The sequence below is a fragment of the Streptomyces sp. GQ60 genome (assembly GCF_059758875.1).
Window position 1 is genome coordinate 13218 of sequence record NZ_JCAXEG010000010.1, and the last position, 22980, is coordinate 36197.

A 22980-nucleotide genomic window follows, 5' to 3' on the forward strand; every position below is an offset into this window, starting at 1 on the left:
TAGGCATTACCAGCCGGTTCTGACGAACGGCGGTCCGCAGGACGGTCAGCGATCGGTCCAGCGGCTCGTGAAAGCCCTCCCGCCATCGTGGTGCGACACCTCTCCTCCCCTCTCTCCCCTCCCGCCTCCTGTCGCACCTTGGAGTCAACGATGAACGGTCCGGTCCGCCCCGAGGTGCGCCCTGCGGAGCGCCCTCCCGCCCTGCGCCGGTGGGGGCGGCTGGCCGCCGCCCGGTCCCGGCTCCTGGTGTGGGCCGGGGTCGCGCTCGCCGTACTGGGTCTGGTGCTGGCCGCCGGCACCATGGACCGGCTGGTCCTGAGCCGCTTCGAGAGTCCCGGCTCCGAGTCGCTGAGAACCAGGGCCGTCCTGGAGGAGGAGTTCGGGACGGGCACGCCCGGCGTGCTGCTGATGGTCACGGCCGGGCGCGGCACCGTGGACGAGCCCGCGGTCGCGGCCGAGGGCCGCGCCCTGGAGCAGGAACTGGCCCGGCAGGACGGGGTGGCCGAGGTCGCCTCGTACTGGTCGCGCGGCAGCTCGCCCGCCATGCGCTCCACCGACGGCGGGCAGGCCCTGGTGACCGCCCGGATGTCGGGCACGGTGACCGAGGCCCGGACCCGGCTGGCGGAGATCTCGCCGGCCTTCACCCGGGACGGCGCCCTCGTGTCGGTCCGGGTCGGCGGCGGGGACGAGGTGTTCCGGCAGGCCGCCGAGCAGGCGCGCAAGGACTTCCTGCGCGCCGAGTTGATCGTCTTCCCGCTGGTACTGCTCCTGCTGTTCGCCGTCTACCGCCGCTTCTCGGCCGCCTTCCTCACCCTCGGCATGGGTCTGTTCTCGGTGGTCACCTCGCTGGCGCTGCTGCGCGGGATCACGTACGTGGCCGACGTCTCGACGTTCGCCGCCAATCTGGCCCTGGTGATGGGCATCGGGCTCGGGGTCGACTACAGCCTCTTCGTCATCAACCGGTTCCGTGAGGAGCTGCTGTCCGGGCGCTCGGCCGCCGAGGCCGTCGAGCACGCGGTCGCCGGTGCGGGACGCACGGTCGCGTTCAGCGGTCTCACCGTCGTCCTGTCGCTGGCCGCCCTGCTGCTCTTCCCGTTCCCCTTCCTGCGCTCGTTCGCGTACGCCGGTATCGCCACGGTCCTCACCTCGGTGTTCGCGGCCCTGGTGGTCCTGCCCGCCGCGCTGGCCCGGCTGGGCCGGCGGGTCGCCCGCCGGCCCGCGGAAGGCCGCGGTGGCGGCGGGGGCGGCGGGGGCCGGGGGTGGTGGCACGGCACGGCCCTGCGCATGATGCGCCGGCCGCTGCTGTACGGGATTCCCGCGCTGGTGCTGCTGCTGGGCCTGGCCTCGCCGACGCTGGGGCTGACTTTCGGCCTGCCGGACGAGCGGGTACTGCCCGCGCACGTGTCCAGCCGGGTGGTGCAGCAGGAGATCCGCGACGGCTTCGCCGCGGAGGAGATGGACGCGATCCAGGTCCTGCAGCCCGGCCTGCCGGGCGGCGCCGCGAACGAGGCCGTGAACGGGGCCGAGAGCAGGGCCGCGATCGAGGCCACGGCGCTGGGTCTGTCGCGGATCCCCGCCGTCCACCAGGTCGACGCGCTCACCGGGTCGTACTCCGGGGGCCGGAAGATCGCCGGACCGAACGGCTCCGCCGCCAGGTTCGCGGGCGAGCAGAGCACCTGGTACTCCGTGGTCGCCACGCACCGCGGCCTGGACCAGGACGTCGACCGGCTCCTCTCCGGCATCCGTACGACGGCCCCCGGGGCGCAGATCGGCGGCTATCCCGCCGAACTCCGTGATTTCCGGACCGATTTGACCGACCGGCTGCCCCTGGTGTTCGGGCTGATCCTGGCGGCCACCTTCCTCGTCCTGTTCCTGATGACCGGCAGCCTGCTCCTGCCGGCCAAGGCCATCGTCCTCAACATCCTCAGCATGGGGGTCATGGCCGGGGTCCTCGTCTGGATCTTCCAGGAGGGACACCTGTCCGGGGCGCTGGGCTTCACGCCGAGCGGCTCCATCGAGCCCAGCATCCCCATCCTGATGTTCTGCACCGCCTTCGGACTCTCCATGGACTACGAGGTGTTCATGCTGTCGCGGATCAAGGAGGAGTACGACCGCACCGGCGACAACGTCGCCGCGGTGGCCCTCGGCCTGGAGCGCGGCGGCCCGCTGATCACCTCGGCGGCGGTCGTCCTGGCGGCCTCGTTCGCCACGTACGCCTCCTCCGGGATCGTCTTCCTCAAGATGCTGGGCATCGGCATGGTCGCGGTGATCCTCATCGACGCCACGCTGATCAGGGCGGTGCTGGTACCGGTCTCGATGCGGCTGGCCGGCCGGGCCAACTGGTGGGCCCCGGCCCCGCTGCGCGCACTGCACGCCCGGTTCGGCCTCGCCGAGAGCCCGGCTGCCGCCGCCCCCGGCGAGGCGCCGGGCCGGCTTGCGCACGGGTCTCGGCGGTGAGGCCGGGGCGGCCGTCCCGCAGGCCCGCCTTCCCGCCGTCAGCGGATGCGGAGTTCGCGTTTGAGTACCTTTCCGCTCGCGTTGCGCGGGAGTTCGGAGACGAACTCCACCTCGCGCGGGACCTTGTAGTTGGCCATCTCCCGCCGTGACCACGCGATCAGGTCGTCGGCGGTGAGGACCGCCCCGGGGCGGCGGACCGCGTACGCCTTGCCGACCTCGCCCAGGCGCGGGTCGGGGACGCCGACCACGGCGACGTCGGCGATGTCGGGGTGCAGGCCCAGGAGTTGCTCGATCTCGGCGGGGTAGGCGTTGAAGCCGCCGACGATGAACATGTCCTTGATCCGGTCGGTGATGCGCAGGTTCCCGTCGGCGTCCAGGACGCCTACGTCGCCGGTGCGGAGCCAGCCCTCGGGGGTGATGGCCTCGGCGGTTTCGGCCGGGTCCTCGAAGTAGCCGCGCATGACGTTGTGGCCGCGCACCCACACCTCCCCGGCCCGGCCGGTGGGCTGCCGCCCGCCGTCCTGGTCCACGACCCTGACCTCCGTCCCCGGGATGGCGCGGCCCGAGGTCGAGGCGATGATCTCCGCCGGGTCGCCGCGGCGGCACATGGTGACGATGCCGCTGGCCTCGGAGAGCCCGTACGCGGTGAGGACGGTGCCGATGTGCAGCTCGCCGCGGAGCCGTTCGACGAGCTGGAGCGGGACCACGGCCGCGCCCGTGACGACCAGGCGCAGGGCGGAGAGGTCGTGGTGGTCGCGCTGGGGGTGGTCGAGGAGGGACTGGTGGAGGGTGGGCGGTCCGGGGAGTACGGAGATCCGCTCGGCGGCGATGTTGGCGAGGACGGTGTCGACGTTGAAGACGGGCTGGGGGACCATCGTGGCCCCGCGCATCAGGCAGGCGATGACCCCGGCTTTGTAGCCGAAGGTGTGGAAGAAGGGGTTCACGATCAGGTAGCGGTCGCCCTCGCGCAGTCCGGCGAGCTCGCTCCAGACCTCGTAGCAGCGCAGGGACTGGGCGTGGGTGATGACGGCGCCCTTGGGGCTGCCGGTGGTGCCGGAGGTGAAGATGATGTCCGACGGGGCGTGGGCGGGGATGGCCTCCGTGCGGGCGCGGACCGCCTCGGCGGATACGGAGTCGCCGCCGGCCAGGAACTCCTTCCAGGTGCGGAAGGAGTCCGGGGCGTCCTCGGACAGGACGACGACCTGTTCCAGGTGGGGCAGGCCGGGCAGCGGGCCGGAGCCCTCGCCCTCGGCGGCGGCCCGGCGCAGGGAGGCGACGTAGGAGGTACCGAGGAAGGTGCCGGTGACGAAGAGGAGCCGGGCGCGGCTGCGCTGGAGGACGTAGGCGGCCTCGGAGCCCTTGAAGCGGGTGTTGAGGGGGACGAGGACCGCTCCGGCGGACACGGCGCCGAGGGCGGAGACGATCCATTCGAGGGTGTTGGGCGCCCACACGGCGACCCGGTCCCCCGGTTCCACCCCGGCGGCCATGCAGGCGGCGGCGGCCCGCTCGACACGCTCGCCGAGCTGCGCGTAATCGATCCGGACCCGGCCGTCGACGACGGCCTCGCGGTCGGCGTAGCGCGCGGCGGCGTCACGGACGAGACCGCCGATGCTGCTCCACGCGAGGTCCCCCCGCAGGCCTTCCCCAAGGCCGGCCGGAGCCGCCGGAGCCGCCGCGCCGAGCGCACCCGCCGGGTCGGCCGGAGCCGCCGGGGCCACCGGTGCCGCCGGAGCCGCCGGAGCCGCCGGGTCGGCCGGAGCCGCCGGGGCGGCCGGAGCCGCCGGGTCGGCCGGGCCCGCCGGGTCGGCCGGGGCCACCGCACCCGCCGGGGCGGCCCAGACCGTCGGGCCGGAAGGGCGCACCGAGTCCGTCGGGCGCCCCGAACCCGGCAGGCCCTCCGCTGCGGCGACGGAGCCAGAGCCGGAGACAGACCCCGAGGCAGAGCCGACCCCGCCCATCGGGGCAGACACCGCTCCCATCTCCCGCCCGGCGACAGCGCCGGCCACGGTCCCAGTAGCGGAGCCCGCCCCTGACGCAGAACCAACTCCGCCCATCCGGGCAGACACCGCTCCCGGCTCCTGCCCGGCGGCACCGCCGGCCACGGCCCCGGTAGCGGAGCCGGCCCCGCCCATCGGAGCAGACATCGCTCCCGACTCCCGCCCGGCGGCGGCCACGACCCCGGTGCCGGACCCGGCCGCGGAGGCCACGGCGGAGCCAGAGGCGGACCTCGAGCCCGAGCCGAAGCCCGTAGCGGAGCCCGGCCCCGACGTGGAGCCGGCCCCGGCCATCGGGGCAGGCACCGCTCGCGGCTCGCGCTCGGTTGCGGCGGCGGCGCCGGGCGCGGGCCCGGGGCGGGGCTCGGCGCCCGGACCGGTGGTGGCGGCCACGGAGCCGGCACCGGCACCGGCACCGGTCCGGGGGCCCGGTTCCCGGCCCCGCCCTGCCCCCGGCCCAGGGGACCGCCCCGTCGTGTCGGCGCGCCCGTGTGCGTCCTCGGCCATCGTCCGCCCCTCCCTGCAACACCAGTAGCTGACTATCCGTCAGATTAGCTGTAGCCTTCGCGGCTGTCAGTACTGGTGCACCCCGGAGGTGGCGATGGCGGCAACGCTCAAGGACGCTACGGCGATAGTCGGCATCGGGCAGACCGCCTTTGCCAAACAACTGCCGCAGTCCGAAAAAGAATTGGCCTGCCGGGCCATTCTCGCGGCGCTCGACGACGCGGGGATAGACCCGTCCGAGGTCGATGCCTTCTCCTCCTACACGATGGAGGAGACCGACGAGGTGGAGGTCGCCAAAGCCATCGGCGCCGGCGACGTCACCTTCTTCTCCAAGATCGGCTACGGCGGAGGCGGCTCCTGCGCCACCGTCGGCCACCTGGCCGCCGCCGTCGCCACCGGCCAGGCGACCGTCGGCGTGGCCTGGCGTTCCCGCAAGCGCGGCTCGGGGCCGCGCCCGTGGAAGAACACGGCCGTCCAGCTCCCCACCCCCGGCCAGTGGACGCGCCCCTTCGGGCTGCTGCGCCCCGCCGACGAGATCGGCATGCTGGCCCGCCGCTACATGCACGAGTACGGCGCCACCCGCGACCACCTCTTCAACGTCGCGATGGCCTGCCGCAACCGCGCCAACGAGAACCCGGCCGCCATGATGTACGAGCGCCCGCTGACCCGCGAGATGTACATGACCGCCCGCATGATCAGCGACCCGCTCTGCCTCTTCGACAACTGCCTGGAGACCGACGGCGCGCTGGCCTGCGTCATCGTGAGCGCCGAGCGCGCCCGCGACTGCCGGCAGAAGCCCGTCTACGTGCACTCCGTCGCCCAGGGCCTGCCCTCCCAGCACCACGGCATGGTCAACTACTGGAACGACGACCCGCTGTCCGGCCCCGCCTGGACCGCCGCCCGACACCTTTGGAAGCAGGCCGACTTCGGGCCCCAGGACGTGGACGTCGCCCAGATCTACGACGCCTTCACCCCCCTCATCCCGCTCTCCCTGGAGGGCTACGGCTTCTGCGGACGCGGCGAAGGCGCCTCCTTCACCGAGGGCGGCGCCCTGGAGATCGGCGGCCGGCTCCCCATCAACACCGGCGGCGGCGGCCTCAGCGAGGCCTACGTACACGGCTTCAACCTGATCAACGAGGGCGTCAAGCAGCTCCGAGGCGTCTCCACCGCCCAGGTGCCCGACGCCGCGACCTGCCTGGTGACGGCGGGCGAGGGTGTCCCGACGTCCGCGATCCTGCTGCGAGCCTGAGGAGCTGAGGAATCCATGACGATGCAGCCCACCACCGCGCCCGCGACCCCGGCGAAGCCCGTGACGCCCGCGACGCCCGCCGACGAGCTCCTCCTCCCCGTCCCCGACGGAGACGGCGCCCCCTTCTGGGAGTACGCGGCCCGGGGCGAACTCCGCGTCCAGGCCTGCGCGGAGCCCGAGTGCGGGAAACCGCGCTTCCCGCCCCGCCCCTGCTGCCCGCACTGCCGGTCCTTCGACTCCGAATGGCGCCTGATGAGCGGCCGGGGCCGGATCTGGTCGTACGTACAGCCGCACCCGCCGCTGCTGCCCGCGTACGCCGCGCAGGCCCCGTACAACGTGATCCTCGTGGAGCTGGCCGACGCCCCGCGGATCCGCCTCGTCGGGAACCTCGTCACCTCCGCCGACGCCCCGCTGGACTCGATGGACCCGGCGCGGCTGCGCATCGGCGCGCGGGTCCAGGTGGTGTTCACCGAGACGGGCGGGATCGCGGTGCCGCGCTGGGTGCTGGAGAAGACGTGACCGGTCCGGGAGTGCGGGTGGAGCGGCACGTCGAGGGCGCCACCGGTGTCGCGGTCGTCACCCTGGACCGGGAGCGCAAACACAACGCGATCGACCTGGCGACGGCCGCCGAACTGGCGAGGGTCTGGCGGGAGTTCCGCTACGAGGACGACGTACGGGCGATCGTGCTGACGGGCGCCGGCCGGGCGGCCTTCTGCACCGGCATCGACCGGGGCGTCGAGGTGCCCCAGCCCTCCTCGCCGTACTCGGTGGACGACCCGCTCGTCGCCATCGGCCCGAAGGCGAACGACCTGTGGAAGCCGGTGGTCGCCGCCGTCAACGGAATGGCCTGCGGCGGGGCGTTCTACCTGCTGGGCGAGTCGGAGTTCATCATCTCCTCCGCGTCCGCGACCTACTTCGACCCGCACACCAGCTACGGGATGGTCAGCGCCTACGAGGCGATCTACATGGCGCAGCGCATGCCCTTCGGCGAGGCCGCCCGGATGTCCCTGATGGGCACGGCGGAACGGCTCTCCGCGCGGCGGGCCTACGAGATCGGCCTGGTCTCGGAGCTGGCGGAGCCCGACGTGCTGCTCCCGGCGGCCCTGCGGGCGGCCGGGACGCTGGCCGGCTTCCCGACGGAGGCCGTGCAGGGCACCGTACGGTCCCTGTGGGCGGCGAAGCAGGCCGCGCTCCAGCAGGCGCTGGCGCAGGCTCCGGGGCTGATCGCGCTGGGGAACCTGCCGCCCGAACGACAGGCGGAGCTGTTCGCCGGGCGGCGCGGGGCGGGACCGGAGCCCCGGATCCGCTGAGGCGCCGGGCGGGGGCCGCTTGCGACGGCCCCCGCCGGCACTACCGGGTCTTCTTCGTGGACCTGGGCTTCGGCGTGCTCGTGGTCTTGCCGCCGGTGGTGCCGCCGGTGGTGGACCCCGTGGTCCCGGCGGTGGACGTCGACGCGGGGGTGGGCGACGCGGTCGAGAGGGTCTGGATCGTGCCCACCGTGCAGCGCGTGACCTCGCCCGCCTTGGCCGCGCTCGTCATCGGCAGCTCGACCGTGCGGCTCTCGCCCGCCTTGAGCGCGAGGTCCACGGAGCCGGAGTCGACCCGGCCGGACGCGCCTTCGAAGACCAGCGGGACACGGAAGGTGTACCCGTTGACCGCGTCGGACGTGACCTTGAGCGTGGCCTTCGGCCGGCCCGGGCCGGCGCAGGTGACGACCTCGGCGTGGGCGGAGGGCCGGGTCGCGGTGGGGGTGGCCGAAGCCGTCGAGCCGCTGCCGGACCCGCTGCCGGAGCCTCCGTAGCTCTTCGACTTCGACTTCGACTTGCTCTTGGAGCTGGAGCACCCGCCGCCGCTGCTCTTGCTCTTGCCCTTGCCGCTGGCCTCCGTCGAGGAGAACCCCGACAGCGCGAGCACCACGCCCACCAGTACCGCCGTGACCCTGATCCGACGCCCTGTGACCACCATGACCGCTCCCTCTCCCCGTTGAACAACGCGGCACGCTATCAGGGGGGTCCGGTCGGCAGTCAGGCGGTCGGGCGGCCGGTCCCGGTGTTCCCCTACGGGCTACTTCACGGTGACCGTGCCGGTCAGGACGCGGTGGTCCGAGCAGGCGGCCAAACCGGTGCACGCCGTGGAGATCGCCAGCGAGTCCGCGCTGTACGAGCCCGGCGTCGCGAGGGTGGTCTCACGCACGAAGATCAAGTCGACCTTGCTGTTGGTTCCGCACGGGTTGGCGCCCTCGACCCCGTCGGTCGTCGCCTCTCCGTGCCCCAGGCAGTGGGTGCTGTCCGCGTCGTCCAGTTCACGGTAGGCACCGGCGTTGCCGGTGTTGTAGGCCGTGTCGACGTTCGCCGAGTAGTAGCTGTTCAGCTTCGCGTGATGCGGCTGGGTGTTGAAGTCGCCCGCGACGATCGGCGCGCCGTAGGTGTCCAGCTTGGCGAGGACGGTTTGCAGCTGAAGGCTCTTGTGGGTCAGCTCCGTGGTGATGTGCGTGGTGCAGAACACCGTGTCCGATCCGTCGGTCAGAGGCGCGCACAGCAGGGTCCGGGCTGCGGGCGAACCGACCGGCTCGGGCAGGAGGGTGCGCTCGGCAGTACCGAGCTTCTTCTTGCTGAAAATGGCGTTGCCGAAGGCGTGGCCGCCGCAGATCGAAGTACCGGCCGGGCGACTGGCCGCGAAGCGGGCGAAGCTGTCGTTGCCCTCGACGGGCCAGTTCCTGTCCCGCAACTGCTTGATGATCTCGGAGTACTGGTTCTCGCACAGCTCGTTGAAGGCGGCGAAGTCCGCCCCCCGATTGATGATCGAGTCAACGGCCTGCTCCACCATCGTGATGGCGGCCGGGTCCGTCGCGACGGCCACGCCATTGTTGATCTCGTGCCCTGACACGTTCCACTGCCAGACGTTGTACGTCTTCGGTGTCGTCGTGGTGTCCGTGGTGGCCTGGGCGGCACCGACCGGCGCCAGCAGGACGCTCGCCACGCTCAGCACGAAGCCCCGGAATATCGCTTTTCTCATTTTTGAGAGTCCCCCTCATATGCCGCGAGGTGCCCCTGTTCGGGCACCTGAGACAACGGCTCAGCGATCTTAGCCATCGGTCTCCGGACGGCCTCAGACAGTCCCGGTGTTCCTCTGCCGCACGGCGGGTCATGGTCGGGCCCCGCGTGCGGGGACTTGGGGGCGGGCGTAGCGTCGGGATCGAGATCCAGACCCACTCCCCCGGAGGGCCGGGCATGATCCGCAACGTACTCGGCTCGCTCTTGGGCCTGATCGGAGCGACGGCCGCCGTCTGGAGCCCCTTCCGTGCCTGGTACGACGGCCGTCACGGGCGCGATTACCGCATCCAGGAGCTCTTCACCGCCGCCGGAATCACCGACGCCAAGGCCGTCCTGCTGGGCTCGCTCCTGCTGCCCTTCCTCTTCGCCGCCCTGCTCGCGCTGGTCGCGATCGTGCTGCGCTCCCGGCTGCTCATGGCCTTCTCCGGGGTCGTCGTCCTCGGCTTCGCCGTGCTCTGGATGGTCCGCCAGGGCCAGGCCGCGGGCAGCCTCTCGGTCGGCGGCGACGGCACGGGGCTCGGCGACGGCCTCGCCAACGCCTTCGGCGCCGGCGCGCTGCTCATCCTCGCGGCGGCCGTGATGAGCGGCCGCCCCCGCCGCCGCGACCGGACCGCCCCGGAGCCGGAACCGGACCCGGCCGAGGACCCGGCCCATCCCCAGCCCCCGTCGGCCTGGCCGACCCCGCCACAGGACCACACGTAGGCCGGTCCCCACACGGGAGCGTGCGCGGGTCAGCGCGCGCGGGTCAGCGACCGCAGCACGAAGGCGATCACCAGGGCGACGGCGGAGCACACCGCCAGGGCGAGGAAGCCGTTGCCGACGCCCGCGGTGGTCGCCGTCGCGACCGGATCCCCGCCCTGGAGGCCGCTGTCCACCGAGGTCATGAGGATGGTGCCGATGACGGCGATGCCGAGGGCGGCGCCGATCTCGTTGAAGGTGTTCAGCAGCCCGGATCCGACGCCCGACTCCGCCGGCTCGACGTGCGCCGTGCCGATGCCGAACAGCGGGACGAAGCAGGCCGGCAGACCGGCGCCGATGACGGCCAGCGCGACGACGGTCAGCGCGACGCTGTCGGTGGCGGTCGCCAGGACACCCGTACCGACGAGCTGAAGCGCGGCCCCGGCCACGTACATGCCGCCCAGGCCCAGCGCGCCCGCCAGCGCCGGCGCGGCCATCGCCACGAGGAGGGCGGCCAGACCCATGGGGAGCAGCGAGAGGCCGGTCACGAAGGCGCTCATCTCGTGGACCCGCTGGAAGTACAGGCTGGCCAGGAAAGAGCTGCTGATCATGACGGCGGCCGCCAGGAGCAGGCCGACGCTCGACAGCCAGTAGGTGGGCTTGCGCAGCAGGTGCAGCGGAAGGAGCGGGTCGGCCCGGCCGATCTCCATGAAGGTCACCGTCACGAGCAGGACCACGGCGACGGCGATGCTGATCCAGGCCGTCGGGTCGCCGAATCCCTCGTGCAGCCGGATCAGGCCGAAGGACAGGGCGGCGAGTCCGGCCGTGGACACGGCGGCCGACGGCAGCCGCAGCGTGCGGCCGCTGTTCGTACGGAGGGCGGGCATGGCGCGCAGGGCGCCCACGAGGGCGGCGATGCTGACCGGGATGTTGATCAGGAAGGCCCAGCGCCAGCTGATCGCCGTGACGATCAGACCGCCGAGCACCACGCCGATGGTCGCGCCGATCACACCGAGGCCGCTCCAGGCCGTCAGGGCGATCTTGCGCTGCTCCTCGTCCTGGTAGACCGCGAGGATGATGGACAGGGCGGCCGCGGAGAGCAGGGCGGCCCCGGCGCCCTGGAGGGCGCGTCCCGCGACGAGCAGCTCCTGGTTGCCGGCGGTGCCGCAGAGCACGGAGGCGGCGGCGAAGACCGAGAGGCCGGTGACGAAGGTGCGCCGCCGGCCGAGGACGTCGGAGACGCGGCCGCCGAGGAGCAGCAGACTGCCGAGCATCAGGACGTACGCGCTGACGGTCCACTGCAGGGCGGTCTCGTCGGCGGGCAGCCGGGCCCCGATCGAGGGCAGGGCCACGTTCACGACCGTCGAGTCCAGCATGACCATCAACTGGGCGACGCCGACCACCACCAGGCTGGTCCAGGGGGCCTTGCCGAGGGCCCGGGCGGGTGCTTGTTCCGCCTGCTGTCCGGTTGTCCGGGGTGCCAGTGTCTGCTCGGTCACCGTGTCTCCATTCGTCCGCACCGATCGATCCATGCATGCGCATGGATCGATCCGCACAGTACATTCATGCGCCTGCATCGACAAGGAGCCACCGCAAACCTACGATGAGGGGCGTGACAGAAACAGCTCTGACCGATCGATGGGTGTCGGTGACCCGCGCCTGCGCGCAGATCAATCAGGCAGCCGAGCGCGTACTGGCCGAGCACCACGGCCTGTGCGCCAGCGCCTTCGAGATCATGGACGTGATGGTGCGCGCGGACGACTGGATCCGCGCGGGCGAACTCAGCTCCCGCGCATCCAGGAGCCAGCCTCAGGTCTCACGCCTGCTCGCCCAGATGATCACTGCCGGTTACGCCGAGCGGAGGCCCTGCGCCAACGACCGCAGGGGCTTCGACGCCCGGCTCACACCGGCCGGCCGCGGACTCTTCTCGCGGTCCGCCGCCACGATGGAAGCGGTCCTGCGCGAGCTGGCCGACAGCAGTGCGGAGGTGCGCGACCTCATGGGTCGGTCCGCCACCCACCGGGAGGCCCCGGCCCCGGACGGACGTGACGGCCGCCCCCGAACGTGACGGCGCGCCCCCGGACGTGACGGCCGCCCCCGGAGATGTCGCCCGCCCCCGGACGTGGTGGCGGCCCGGCGCCCGGACATGACGGCGGCCCCGCCCCCCTGAGGGGGCGGGGCCGGCCAGCCGTTGCGCGGCGGGGTGGGGATCAGGCCTCGACGACGCCGGACGCCGCGATCTCGACCTTGCCCTTCGTGGAGCCCGAGGAGGTGCCGAGCTTCTCGATGCGGTCCACGATCTCCGTGCCCTCGACGACCTCGCCGAAGACGACGTGCTTGCCGTCGAGCCAGGAGGTGACGACGGTGGTGATGAAGAACTGCGAGCCGTTGGTGTTGCGGCCGGCGTTCGCCATCGACAGCAGGTACGGACGGTCGTGCTTCAGGGTGAAGTTCTCGTCGGCGAACTTCTCGCCGTAGATGCTCTTGCCACCCGTGCCGTTGCCCTTGGTGAAGTCACCGCCCTGCAGCATGAACTGCGGGATGACGCGGTGGAAGCCGGAGCCGGCGTAGCCGAAGCCGTTCTCGCCGGTGCACAGCTCGCGGAAGTTCCGGGCGGTCTTCGGGACGACCTCGTCGAAGAGGTTGAAGACGATGCGACCGGCGTCCTCGCCGTCGATCTTGATGTCGAAGAATACGTTGCTCATGGGGTCCATCCTGTCACTCCTGGTGCGGTGCGCGCCCCCGAGGGGGTCGCGGCGCGACCCCCGGACGGCTCAGCCGCAGCTCACGGCGGCCCCGCACCGGCTCATCCGGACGTACGGGTCCCCGTGCCCTTGGCGGCGTCCAGGGCGTAGACGCAGCGGTCCTTGCTGCACGCGTAGACCACGCCCGCCTCGGCCACCGGGGCTCCGGTGATCTCCCCGCCGGTGGCCAGCTTCCAGCGGAGCTGGCCGCCCGCCGCGTCGAGGGTGTACAGGCAGTGGTCCGCCGATCCGAAGTGGACGCGGCCGTCCGCGACCGCCGGGGAACCGGTGATCTCGCCGCCCGCCGCGAACCGCCACTTCGGGGTGCCGGTGACCGCGTCCAGCGTGTACACGGCGCTGCCGGCGGCCAGGTGGACGTTGCCCGCGGCGACCAGGACCGGGTCGGCGGACTGCCGGGGCTCGGTGGCGATGCGCCAGCGGTCCTTGCCGGTGGCCGCGTCCAGGGCGTAGACGGTGCCCAGGTAGTCGGCGAGGTAGACGCCGCCGCCCGTGACGGCCGCGCCCGGGGCGAAGGCCGGGGGCGCGAGGAACACGGCGGGGGCCTCGAAGTGCCAGCGGACCCGGCCCGAGGCCCGGTCGATGGAGATCACCCGGGTGCCGGCGGCCACGTAGACGTTGCCGTCGGGGGCGGGCGCGACCCGGACGGGCACGTTCCCGCAGGAGGCGGCGTCGCCGACCGGGTAGGACCAGGACTCGCGGCCGGAGCGGGCGTCGAGGGCGCGCAGCCGGGCGTCCTGCCACACGTAGACCGTGCCGTCGTGCAGGACCGGGGCCGCCTCGGTGGTCTCGAACTCGCTCTGCGCCCCGGTCAGCTCCCACAGCTTGTGCCCGCTGGACGACTCCCACGCCTGTACGCCGCCGCCGCGCGTGGCGGTGACGACGGTGCCCCGGTCGGCGCGCAGGGCGTACACCCAGGCATCGGCGGACAGCCGCCAGCGCTCGGCGCCGTCGGTGGCGTCGAGGGCATAGAGGGAGGGGCCGTCGGAGGCGTGGATGCGCCCGTCGGAAACGGCCATGGACCAGGCGACGTCGCGGGTCTTGAACTGGCGGCGGCCGCTGGCCACGTCCAGGGCGTGCACCTCGAAGGAGGTGACGTAGAGCAGTTCGCCGGCGACGGTCGGGGTGCCCCAGACCTCGTTCGACATCCGGAACCGCCAGGGCCGCCACCGGCCGCTGTCGGGGGCCGGGCCGGGGCTCGGTACGACGACGGAGGGCGCGGGGCCCGCCACCGGGGTGCCGGCGGGCGGCCGGATCCAGCCGGTCGCGGAGTCCGCGGCGGCGGCGTGGGCGGCCGGCGCCGAGGCGGAGGCCTGCGGGCCGGGGCCGATGGGCACCGGGGAGCCCCCCAGCCGTACGGGCTCGCCCGAGGGCGCCATCGGGGGGCGCTCGGGGCGCTGCGGGACGGCCTGGCCGGTCCGCGGGTCGGTCCACGGGTCGGATCCGCCGCGCTGGCGGCGGTGCGTGGCGGGACCGGACGCGGGACCGGACGCGCGACCGGACCCGGGACCGGCTGCGGGACCGGCTGCGGGACCGGCGCTCTCGATGGGTGCGGAGACACCGGCCCGGGGAAGCGCCGGCCTCGGCACGGCGGCCGCCGCGGCCGCGGCGGCGGCGTTGCGGTGGCCGGCCCGCCGGGCCTCGATCATCGCGACGGCCCGCTCGGGCAGCCACGCGGAGGCGGTACCGCTCTCGTCGCCGCCCTCGAAGAGGTGCGGGGCCAGCTGCGCCTGCAGGTCGGCCGGGGTCGGCCGCTGCGAGGCGTCCATCTGCATGCAGGAGTCGATCAGCGGGCGGAGCTCGTCGGGGAGCCCCTCCAGGTTCGGGCCCTCGCGCAGCAGCATGAAGACCGTCTCCACCGGGTTCGCCCCGTGGTACGGCGGGTGCCCGGTGGCGGCGAAGACCAGCGTGGAGCCGAGCGAGAAGACGTCGCTGGCGCCCTTGACGCTGCGCGAGTCCTTGGCCTGCTCCGGCGACATGTAGGCGGGGGTGCCGACGGCGACGTTCGTCATGGTCAGCCGGGTGTTGGAGACACCGCTGGCGATGCCGAAGTCGATCACGCGCGGGCCGTCCTCGACGACGAGCACGTTGGAGGGCTTCAGGTCGCGGTGGACCAGGCCCGCCCCGTGGATGGACTGCAGCGCCTCGGCGATGCCGGCGGCGAGCCACCGTACGGCCTGGGCGGGCATCGGACCGCACTCGTGGACGATCTCCTCGAGGGAGGGCGCCGGTACGTACGCGGTGGCCAGCCACGGCACGGCCGCGCGCGGGTCGGCGTCCACGACGGCCGCGGTGTAGAAACCGGAGACGGCGCGGGCCGCCTCCACTTCACGGGTGAAGCGGACGCGGAACAGCTGGTCCTCGGCGAGCTCGGTGCGCACCGTCTTGATCGCCACCCGGCGTCCGGACGCCGACCGGGCGAGATAGACCAGCCCCATGCCGCCGGCGCCGAGCCGTCCCAGCACCTCGAAGGGGCCGATCCGTCTCGGGTCGTGCTGCGTCAGCTGCTCCACCACTCGCCTCCACACCCATCCCCGTACGGGCTCCCTCACGGGCCCCGCTCTTCCAGCCATCGGCGGCGCCGTCGCCGTCATCGCTGTCACGTCACCGTATGCGCGCGAGCAGCCGCGGGGCCCTGCCCCGTGCAGCGTCTCACCCCCGGGGGACGCCCGGGTCGCGCACCCCCGATTCTGTCAGGCCCGCGCCCGGTCCGGCCCCGGCACGGCGGGTGAGGCCGGACGGGCCGCGGGAAGGCCCGCCGCGCGGCGGACGGGCGCGTGGCGACGGGCCTGACGGCAAGATCCGAAAGAGACGGCCTAGCCGCCCGTCCTGGTCCGCGGCTCCGAGAGCAGCCCGAAGACCGCGCCCTGGTTGTCCGCGACCACCGCGATGCGCCCGTACGGGGTGTCGAAGGGGTCGGCGGTGACCCGGCCGCCGAGGCGCTGCACCATCGCCACGGACTGGTCGCAGTCGGGGACGGCGAAGTACGCGAGGAAGTGCGCGGGCATGATCTCCGGGAAGGCGTCGGTGATGAGGCTGCGCCCCAGGACCGCGGTCTCCGAACCGGGCGCCTTGCCGGGCGGGGACCAGACGCGGTACTCGATGCCCGACTCGGCGTCGTTCTGGTCCTCGGGGACGTAGCCGAAGACCTTGGCGTAGAAGACGTCCACGGCGTCGCGGGCCCGGGTGTACACCTCGGACCAGCAGTACGTGTAGGGCTCCTGCTGGGCGTCGAAGCCGTGGTGGGTGCCGGGCTGCCACAGCCCGAAGACGGCCCCGCCGGGGTCGGCGGCCATCGCGGCGGTCCCGTAGGGGCCGACCGGCATCGGGTCCATCACCATCTGGCCGCCTGCGGCGCGGATGCGCTGGGCGCAGGCGTACGCGTCGGTGGTGTAGAGGTAGATCCCCCAGACGGTCGGCATCCGGCCGTCGGGCTTGGGGGCGAGGGCGGCGACGTTGCGGCCGCGGCTGTAGGCCTGGGTGTAGTGGCCGTACTCGGCTCCCGCGCTGTCGGCGAAGCTCCACCCGAAGAGCTCACCGTAGAAGCGCTTGCCGGCTTCCACGTCCGGCAGGGAGGCGTCGACCCAGCAGGGTGAGCCTTCCGCGAATGCGGCCATGAGCCCGGTTCCTTCCGTTGTGCGGGGGTGTGCGAGGGTGTGCACCCTCCGCGCACGTTCCGCCTCGCTCGCCCAGCCGTGTCCTCCGGATCATGATGTGCCCGAAAACTTGTCCACAGCCTGTTGATAAGACTATTCGGGGGATAGGGCCCGAACCCGGACGGCGCGCCCGGGGCGCCCGCCCGGCCGGAATCGGTCGCGGTGACGGGGCGGGACGGGCTTACGCCCAGGCCAGGCGTCCCGTAACCCCATTTGCAGGCGGCCGAATAGCGCGCCGATCACCCCTCGGTAAGCTGACGGCATGACAGGACAAGTACGCACCGTCGACGGCCGCGTTGCCGGCCGGCGCGGTCAGGCGACGAGGCAGAAGCTGCTCGACTGCCTCAGCGAGATGCTCAGCTCCTCGCCGTACCGCGACGTCAAAGTGATCGACGTCGCCCGCAAGGCCGGTACCTCCCCCGCGACCTTCTACCAGTACTTCCCGGACGTCGAAGGCGCCGTCCTGGAGATCGCGGAACGCATGGCCAACGAGGGTGCGCAACTGACCTCGCTTGTCGAGGGGCGCGCGTGGGTCGGCAAGGCGGGCTGGGCTGCGGCCGAGGAACTCGTGGACGGCTTCCTGGAGTTCTGGCGTCGCAACGACGCGATCCTGCGGGTCGTCGACCTCGGCGCGGCCGAGGGCGACAAGCGGTTCTACAAGATCCGCATGAAGATCCTCAACTCCGTCACCAACTCCCTCACGGAGTCGATGAAGGAGCTGCAGGCCAAGGGCAAGGTCGACAAGGACGTGAGCCCGGCGGCGATGGCCGGTTCGCTGGTCGCCATGCTCGCGGCGGTCGCCTCGCACCAGAAGGGCTTCCAGACCTGGGGCGTCAAGCAGGCGGAGCTCAAGCCGAACCTGGCGCTCCTGGTCCACCTGGGCATCACGGGCAAGAAGCCCACGAAGTGAGCGGCGGACCCCACCGGGTCCGCCGCGCCTTCGGCGGCCGCTCGCGCCGCCGCCCCCGCACTCACCCCCGCGATCTCCCCCGCCCCTGAGGGACTTCCGCCGCGATCAGCGACGCTCCAGGCGGAACAACCGGATCTCGCGCTCGATGCGCGCCTGGTACGTCGCGTACGGCGGCCAGAACTTCAGCACCGCCTGCCACGCCGCCGCGCGTTCCTCACCCGCCAGCAGGCGGGCGCGTACGGCGATGTCCTGACCCTTCCAACTCACGTCAGCGTCAGGGTTCTTGAGCAGGTTCCCGGTCCATGCCGGGTGTCCGGGGCGGCCGAAGTTCGAGCCGATCAGCACCCAGCTCACCCCGTCCTGCTCCGGCATGCACGCGAGCGGGGTGGTGCGCGGCTCGCCGGTCTTGGCTCCCTTGGCGGTGAGGATCACGCCGGGGAGCATCTGGGCGCTGAGGATGACCTTGCCGCGGGTCAGCTTGTGCACCGCCTTGTCCATGGCGGGGATGAAGTGCGGTGCGATCTTGGCGAACAGCACGGTCGAGGAGACCTTCTGCATCAGCTTGACTCCGGGCGCCATCAGACGGCCACCTTCTCGTTGCGTGGGGCGGGGGCGGGGGCGGGGGCGGGGGCGGGTACGCGTGCGGCCTCGGGTGCGAGGGGGGCGAACAGTCCGGCGGCGTCCGCGGCGTGGGCGCGCAGCCGGTGGACGGGGCCGAAGAGGAGTTCGTCGGCGGCCGCCCGCTTGAAGTAGAGGTGCGCGTCGTGCTCCCAGGTGAAGCCGATGCCGCCGTGCAGTTGGATGGCCTCGCCGGCGGTGGTCCGCAGCGCTTCCAGGGCCTGGGCCAGGGCGAGGCCGCCCTGTTCCGGGTCCCAGGCGGCGTAGTAGGCGGCGGAGCGGGCCGCCTGGACCTGTACGTAGAGGTCGGCGAGGCGGTGTTTGACCGCCTGGAACGAGCCGATGGCCCGGCCGAACTGCTCGCGCTGCCGCACGTACTCCACGGTGCGGGCGAGCGCCTGCCCGGCCGCGCCGACCGCCTCGGCGGCCAGGACGGCGGCGGCGGCGCGTCCGGTGGCGGCGAGGGCTCCGGCCACGTCGGCGCCCTGATCACCCAGCAACTCGGCTTCGACGTCGCGGAGTTGGATGCGCCCCTGCGGGCGGGTCTCGTCCAGGGTGGTCTGCCGTGCCCGTACGAGGCCGGGCGCGTCCTCCCGTACGAGGAACAGCAGGGTGCGGCTGCGGGCGAACCCTCCCGCGTGCGCGGCGACCAGCAGCAGCGAGGCGCTGTGCCCGTCGAGCACCTGGGCGACCTCCCCGTAGAGCCGCCAGCCGCCGTCCACGGCGCGGGCCTGCACCCCGCCGGCCCGGCCGCCGCCGGCCCATTCGCCCGGGGCGTTGTCCCCGGTCAGCGCGAGGGCGGTGGCCAGGGCGGGGCCGGGTACGGCGAGCGCGGCGGTGAGCCCGCCCGCCGCGAGCGGCGGGAGCAGGGTGGAGCGCTGGGCGCCGGTCCCCAGGGCGGTGACCAGCGGCACGGCGAGCACGGCGGTGGCCAGCAGCGGCGAGGGCAGCAGCACCCGCCCGGTCTCCTCGCAGGCCAGGGCCAGGTCGGCGGGGGCGCAGCCGACGCCTCCGTACTCCTCGGCCACGGCGATGCCCGGCAGTCCGAGCTGGCGGGCGAGCTGCTGCCACAGCTCGCCGTCGTGTCCGGCGGCGGTGCGGACGGCGGCCTTGACCTCGTCCGGGCCGCAGCGTTTGCCCAGGATCTCGCGCAGGGTACGTCGCATCTCGTCCTGCTCCGCGGTGAAGGCGGCATCCATCGTCGGGCTCCTCCCCGTATCTGACGGGCCGTCATGTTAGGCGGGGCGGCGCGAGAAGCACAGGGGGCGGGGGCATCCGAAAGCGGGCACGTCCGAGGGCGCCCGGGGGCACCTCTAGCATCTGACGCTCCGTCAGTTGTACCGTCGCTCCATGCCTGGACCCCTCGCCGCCGCCGCTGCCGCCTCCGCCTCGACCGCCGCCTCGACCGCCGCCGCCGCCTCCGTCGCCGGCCCCCGGGCCCGGCCCCGCCGGGTCGCCGTCGTCGGCGCCGCCCTCTCCGACTGCGGCCGGGTGGACGGCCCCACCCCGTACGCCCTGCACGCGCAGGCCGCCCGCCGGGCCCTGGCCGACTCCGGCCTGGACCGGTCGGTGATCGACGGCTTCGCCTCGGCGGGCCTCGGCATCCTGGCGCCCGTGGAGGTCGCCGAGTACCTGGGCCTGCGCCCCACCTGGGTCGACTCCACCTCCGTCGGCGGCTCCACCTGGGAGGTCATGGCCGCCCACGCCGCCGACGCCATCGCGGCCGGCCACGCCAACGCGGTCCTCCTCGTCTACGGATCCACCGCGCGCGCCGACATCAAGGCCCGCCGCCGGACCTCGAACCTCTCCTTCGGAGCGCGGGGACCGCTGCAGTTCGAGGTCCCGTACGGGCACACGCTGGTGTCCAAGTACGCGATGGCCGCGCGCCGCCACATGCACGAGTACGGCACCACGCTGGAGCAGCTCGCCGAGGTGGCGGTGCAGGCGCGGGCGAACGCCGCCACCAATCCGGACGCGATGTTCCGCGACCCCATCACGGTCGACGACGTCCTGTCCTCCGGGATGATCGCGGACCCCTTCACGAAGCTGAACTGCTGCATCCGCTCGGACGGCGGCTGCGCGATCCTGCTGGCCGCCGAGGACTACGTACCGGACACGGCCAAGGAGCCCGTCTGGATCCTCGGCTCCGGCACCGCCGTCTCGCACACCACGATGTCGGAGTGGGAGGACTTCACCGTCTCCCCGGCGGCGGTCTCGGGCCGCCGGGCCTTCGCCCGCGCGGGTCTCACCCCGGCGGACGTGGACCTGGCCGAGATCTACGACGCCTTCACCTACATGACCCTGGTCACCCTGGAGGACCTCGGCTTCTGCGCGAAGGGCGAGGGCGGCGCCTTCGTGGAGAAGGGCCGCCTCCTGCGGGACGGCGAGTTTCCGGTCAATACGGACGGCGGCGGACTCTCCGCCTGCCATCCCGGCATGCGCGGCCTGTTCCTGTTGGTGGAGGCGGTACGCCAACTCCGCGGCGAGGCGGGCGAGGGCCAAGTGCGCAAACGCGGCGGAACCCTCCCACAGGTGGCGCTCGCCTCGGGCACGGGCGGCTGGTTCTGCTCTTCGGGCACGATCATTCTCGGACGGGACTGATCTCTTGTCGGTCCGGCTGCGTAAGCTCCCGGAAGGGCCGGCGGCGCGCCTAGGCGCCCACGGCCCCTTCGGGGAATCTCCAGCCATCACGGGAACTGACTTGATATCGAACCTGCTGCGGCGCTCTCGCGCCACCATCGCCATCACCGTCGCCACGGGGGCCCTTCTCGCGGTCGGCGCACCGGCCCAGGCCGCGGCCGCGCCCACGACGACCGCCACCGCGTCGTTCCTCATGGACGGCGCCACGGGCACCACGCTCAACTCCAAGGCGCCTGACACCAAGCGTCAGGGGGCCAGCACCACGAAGATCATGACGGCCGTGGTCGTCCTGACCACGCCGGGCCTCGACCTCAACAGGAAGGTCACGGTCCAGCAGGAGCACCTGAACTACGTCGTCCGCGAGGGCGCGAGCTCGGCCCGCCTGAAGGCCGGCGCCACCCCCACCGTCCGCCAGCTGCTGTACGGGATGATGGTGCCCTCGGGCTGCGACGCGGCCTACGCGCTCGCCGACACCTTCGGCGCGGGCTCGACCAGGCAGGCCCGCATCCTGGACTTCCTCGCGAAGATGAACGCCAAGGCGAAGGCCCTCGGCATGGCGAACACCTACTACGACTCCTTCGACGGAATCTCCCAGCACGGCAACAACCTCACCACCGCCCGCGACCTCGCGAAGCTCACCCGCTCCGCGATGCGCAACACGCACTTCCAGGCGATCGTGGAGACCACCTCGTACAGCACCGGCGGAACCTCCCTCGATGCCGCGTGGAAGACCACCAACCTGCTGCTCCAGGCCGGTTCCGGCTACACGACCCCGGGAGCGACCGGCGTCAAGACGGGCAGCGGTACGGCCGCCGGCAAGTGCCTCGTCTTCTCGGTGACCCGCAACGGCAAGACGGTCATCGGGGTCCTGCTGAACGACGAACTCCGCTACACGGACGCCGTCAAGCTCATCGACTGGGCCGTCGGCCCGGCCACCGGCGCGGCGACGCTCCGCAGCACCACCCCGCCGATCCCGGACGTCCTCGACTGATGTCGTGACGCCCTGACGTCCTGCTGAGGCATGCAGACGTCCACGGGGGCGCCCCGCCCGGCCGAACAGGCCGGGCCGGGGCGCCCCCGTTGCGCATGTCCGACCGGCGCGCCCGCGTGGTGTTCGATTGAGGCATGACGAGCGACTCGAACGAGCTGAGCGACTTCCACACCACCCTCCACTCCCTGCGCGTCTGGGACGGCCCGCTGCCCTCCTTCGACCCGGCCGCCGCGCCGGCCGACCCGCTGGAGCTGTTCCGGGCGTGGTTCGTCCACGCCGCCGGGGCGGGCCAGCCCGAGCCGCACACGATGAGCCTGGCGACGGTGGACGCGGACGGGCGGCCCGACGTACGGACGCTCATGCTGCACGACGCCGACGAGCGCGGCCTGCACTTCGCCTCGCACTCCACCAGCGCGAAGGGCCGGCAGCTCGCCGGGCGGCCGGACGCCGCCCTGGGCTTCTACTGGCCCGCGGTGGCCCGTCAGATCCGCATCCGGGGGCGGGTCACCGCGTGCGCCGCGGCGGAGAGCCGGGCCGACCTGGCGGTCCGCACCCGCGGGGCGCTGGCGGCGGCGCTGACCGGGCGGCAGAGCGAGGTGCTGGGCTCCCGGGAGGAGCTGGCCCGCGCCGCGGCGGAGTCCTGGGAGCGGGCCGGTGCGGAGCCGGACGCCCCGGCGCCGACGTGGACCCGGTACGTCCTCTCGCCCACGGAGATCGAGTTCTTCCAGGGAGACGCGGCCCGCCTCCACACCCGTCTCCACTACACCCGCACCCCCACCACCCCCTGGACCCGCCACCTCCTGTGGCCGTGACCAGACCAGGGTCCGGGGCCCTCAGCCGGGGGTACTCCGGCACGGGGCGCTTCAGCCCGGGGTACTTCACGCCGGGGCCCCGGGGCGCTTCAGCCCGCCGGGGTGAAGACCGCCACCCAGACCCCCTCCGCCGCCTCGCGGAAGGTCACCGCCAGGTCCATCCCCACCCGCAGCTCCAGCCCCTCCGCGCCCACGACCTCGGTCATCATCCGCGGCCCCTCCGCGAGGTCGACCACCGCCGCCACGTACGGCACCCGCTCCCCGAAGGGCGGCAGGTCGTTCCGGTGGACCACCGACCAGGTGTACAAGGTGGCCCGGCCGCTCGCCGTCTCCCACGCCACCCGGTCCTCCCCCGCCCAGCAGGCCGGGCAGAACTCCCGCGGGTAGTGGTGCGCCTTCCCGCACTCCCCGCACCGCCGCAGCAACAGCCGCCCCTCCGCGGCCGCGTCCCAGTAGGGCCGCGTGAACTCGTCGATCTCCGGCAGGTCGAACCGCGCAGCCGTACCGGCTCCAGTACTCACGACACCACTCCTCCGGGCACACCACTGACCTGACGTATCGTCAGTTCACCGGATCCCGGCCCATCCCACAAGCCCCCGCCCGAGCGTCCGAAGCCCCGCCCACGGGCCCCCGCCACTCCCCGTGATCGATCCGCA

The 22980-nt window shown here is 73.1% G+C and carries 20 protein-coding genes; 10 read left to right on the forward strand and 10 right to left on the reverse strand.

From position 1 onward, the window contains the following. The first annotated feature begins 150 nt into the window (after positions 1 to 150). The gene (locus AC6CKD_RS23890) at positions 151 to 2457 is read left to right on the forward strand and encodes an MMPL family transporter (RefSeq protein WP_498329754.1); all 2307 of its coding nucleotides are present in this window, start codon (positions 151 to 153) and stop codon (positions 2455 to 2457) included. A gap of 38 nt (positions 2458 to 2495) precedes the next feature. On the opposite strand, the gene AC6CKD_RS23895 is transcribed toward AC6CKD_RS23890, so the two are convergent. Beyond that, positions 2496 to 4094 carry a FadD3 family acyl-CoA ligase gene (locus AC6CKD_RS23895; RefSeq protein WP_498330101.1) on the reverse strand — a complete coding sequence of 533 codons (1599 nt, stop codon included), beginning with the start codon at positions 4092 to 4094 and terminating at the stop codon, positions 2496 to 2498. A 958-nt stretch (positions 4095 to 5052) separates the two neighbouring features. Between AC6CKD_RS23895 and AC6CKD_RS23900 the strand changes: the two genes are divergently transcribed. The 3 genes from AC6CKD_RS23900 to AC6CKD_RS23910 are packed head-to-tail and all read left to right on the forward strand — an operon-like array spanning position 5053 to position 7514. After that, on the forward strand, positions 5053 to 6204 hold the full coding sequence (locus AC6CKD_RS23900; RefSeq protein WP_498329756.1) for a lipid-transfer protein: 1152 nt from the start codon (positions 5053 to 5055) through the stop codon (positions 6202 to 6204). Positions 6205 to 6225: 21 nt separating this feature from the next. Continuing rightward, positions 6226 to 6723, forward strand: a complete 498-nt coding sequence (locus AC6CKD_RS23905) for a Zn-ribbon domain-containing OB-fold protein (RefSeq protein WP_498330103.1) — start codon at positions 6226 to 6228, stop codon at positions 6721 to 6723. Next, complete coding sequence (locus tag AC6CKD_RS23910) at positions 6720 to 7514, forward strand: enoyl-CoA hydratase/isomerase family protein (RefSeq protein WP_498329758.1); 795 nt, start codon at positions 6720 to 6722, stop codon at positions 7512 to 7514. Before AC6CKD_RS23905 ends, AC6CKD_RS23910 begins: the two co-directional genes overlap by 4 nt. A gap of 40 nt (positions 7515 to 7554) precedes the next feature. On the opposite strand, the gene AC6CKD_RS23915 is transcribed toward AC6CKD_RS23910, so the two are convergent. Continuing rightward, positions 7555 to 8169 carry a hypothetical protein gene (locus AC6CKD_RS23915; protein WP_498329760.1) on the reverse strand — a complete coding sequence of 205 codons (615 nt, stop codon included), beginning with the start codon at positions 8167 to 8169 and terminating at the stop codon, positions 7555 to 7557. 99 nt (positions 8170 to 8268) lie between these two features. Next, positions 8269 to 9219, reverse strand: a complete 951-nt coding sequence (locus AC6CKD_RS23920; RefSeq protein ID WP_498329762.1) for an endonuclease/exonuclease/phosphatase family protein — start codon at positions 9217 to 9219, stop codon at positions 8269 to 8271. 215 nt (positions 9220 to 9434) lie between these two features. Here AC6CKD_RS23920 and AC6CKD_RS23925 point away from each other — a divergent pair, with 215 nt between their 5' ends. Then, positions 9435 to 9959 carry a hypothetical protein gene (locus tag AC6CKD_RS23925; RefSeq protein ID WP_498329764.1) on the forward strand — a complete coding sequence of 175 codons (525 nt, stop codon included), beginning with the start codon at positions 9435 to 9437 and terminating at the stop codon, positions 9957 to 9959. 29 nt (positions 9960 to 9988) lie between these two features. Here the strand turns inward: AC6CKD_RS23925 and AC6CKD_RS23930 are convergent, their stop codons facing one another. Continuing rightward, positions 9989 to 11434: an MFS transporter gene (locus AC6CKD_RS23930; protein ID WP_498329766.1), complete on the reverse strand. Its 1446-nt coding sequence runs from the start codon at positions 11432 to 11434 to the stop codon at positions 9989 to 9991. 113 nt (positions 11435 to 11547) lie between these two features. Here AC6CKD_RS23930 and AC6CKD_RS23935 point away from each other — a divergent pair, with 113 nt between their 5' ends. Further along, on the forward strand, positions 11548 to 12003 hold the full coding sequence (locus AC6CKD_RS23935) for a MarR family winged helix-turn-helix transcriptional regulator (protein ID WP_498329768.1): 456 nt from the start codon (positions 11548 to 11550) through the stop codon (positions 12001 to 12003). Positions 12004 to 12145: 142 nt separating this feature from the next. On the opposite strand, the gene AC6CKD_RS23940 is transcribed toward AC6CKD_RS23935, so the two are convergent. The 3 genes from AC6CKD_RS23940 to AC6CKD_RS23950 all read right to left on the reverse strand — a co-directional run bounded on the left by AC6CKD_RS23940 (position 12146) and on the right by AC6CKD_RS23950 (position 16314). Then, a complete protein-coding gene (locus AC6CKD_RS23940; protein ID WP_498329770.1) occupies positions 12146 to 12640 on the reverse strand; it encodes a peptidylprolyl isomerase in 495 nt (164 codons plus the stop codon). Positions 12641 to 12741: 101 nt separating this feature from the next. Beyond that, the gene (gene afsK / locus AC6CKD_RS23945; protein ID WP_498329772.1) at positions 12742 to 15210 is read right to left on the reverse strand and encodes a protein serine/threonine kinase AfsK; all 2469 of its coding nucleotides are present in this window, start codon (positions 15208 to 15210) and stop codon (positions 12742 to 12744) included. A gap of 303 nt (positions 15211 to 15513) precedes the next feature. Beyond that, the gene (locus AC6CKD_RS23950) at positions 15514 to 16314 is read right to left on the reverse strand and encodes a VOC family protein (RefSeq protein ID WP_498329773.1); all 801 of its coding nucleotides are present in this window, start codon (positions 16312 to 16314) and stop codon (positions 15514 to 15516) included. A gap of 301 nt (positions 16315 to 16615) precedes the next feature. Between AC6CKD_RS23950 and AC6CKD_RS23955 the strand changes: the two genes are divergently transcribed. After that, positions 16616 to 17263, forward strand: a complete 648-nt coding sequence (locus AC6CKD_RS23955) for a TetR family transcriptional regulator (RefSeq protein ID WP_250742709.1) — start codon at positions 16616 to 16618, stop codon at positions 17261 to 17263. 105 nt (positions 17264 to 17368) lie between these two features. Here the strand turns inward: AC6CKD_RS23955 and AC6CKD_RS23960 are convergent, their stop codons facing one another. After that, positions 17369 to 17842, reverse strand: coding sequence for a nitroreductase family deazaflavin-dependent oxidoreductase (locus tag AC6CKD_RS23960; protein ID WP_498329775.1), 474 nt, complete (start codon positions 17840 to 17842; stop codon positions 17369 to 17371). Continuing rightward, positions 17842 to 19080: an acyl-CoA dehydrogenase family protein gene (locus AC6CKD_RS23965; protein WP_498329777.1), complete on the reverse strand. Its 1239-nt coding sequence runs from the start codon at positions 19078 to 19080 to the stop codon at positions 17842 to 17844. The genes AC6CKD_RS23960 and AC6CKD_RS23965 overlap by 1 nt, the downstream gene beginning before the upstream one ends. A gap of 151 nt (positions 19081 to 19231) precedes the next feature. On the opposite strand from AC6CKD_RS23965, the gene AC6CKD_RS23970 reads away from it, so the two are divergent. From AC6CKD_RS23970 to AC6CKD_RS23980, 3 genes are all read left to right on the forward strand, one after another. Then, positions 19232 to 20482, forward strand: coding sequence for an acetyl-CoA acetyltransferase (locus tag AC6CKD_RS23970; RefSeq protein WP_498329778.1), 1251 nt, complete (start codon positions 19232 to 19234; stop codon positions 20480 to 20482). Positions 20483 to 20582: 100 nt separating this feature from the next. Further along, on the forward strand, positions 20583 to 21512 hold the full coding sequence (locus AC6CKD_RS23975; RefSeq protein ID WP_498329779.1) for a D-alanyl-D-alanine carboxypeptidase family protein: 930 nt from the start codon (positions 20583 to 20585) through the stop codon (positions 21510 to 21512). A 134-nt stretch (positions 21513 to 21646) separates the two neighbouring features. Beyond that, entirely contained in the window at positions 21647 to 22324 is a 678-nt protein-coding gene (locus AC6CKD_RS23980; protein ID WP_498329780.1) for a pyridoxine/pyridoxamine 5'-phosphate oxidase, read from the forward strand. A gap of 89 nt (positions 22325 to 22413) precedes the next feature. Here AC6CKD_RS23980 and AC6CKD_RS23985 read toward each other — a convergent pair whose 3' ends face one another. After that, the gene (locus tag AC6CKD_RS23985; protein WP_498329781.1) at positions 22414 to 22845 is read right to left on the reverse strand and encodes a Zn-ribbon domain-containing OB-fold protein; all 432 of its coding nucleotides are present in this window, start codon (positions 22843 to 22845) and stop codon (positions 22414 to 22416) included. Positions 22846 to 22980: the final 135 nt, after the last annotated feature.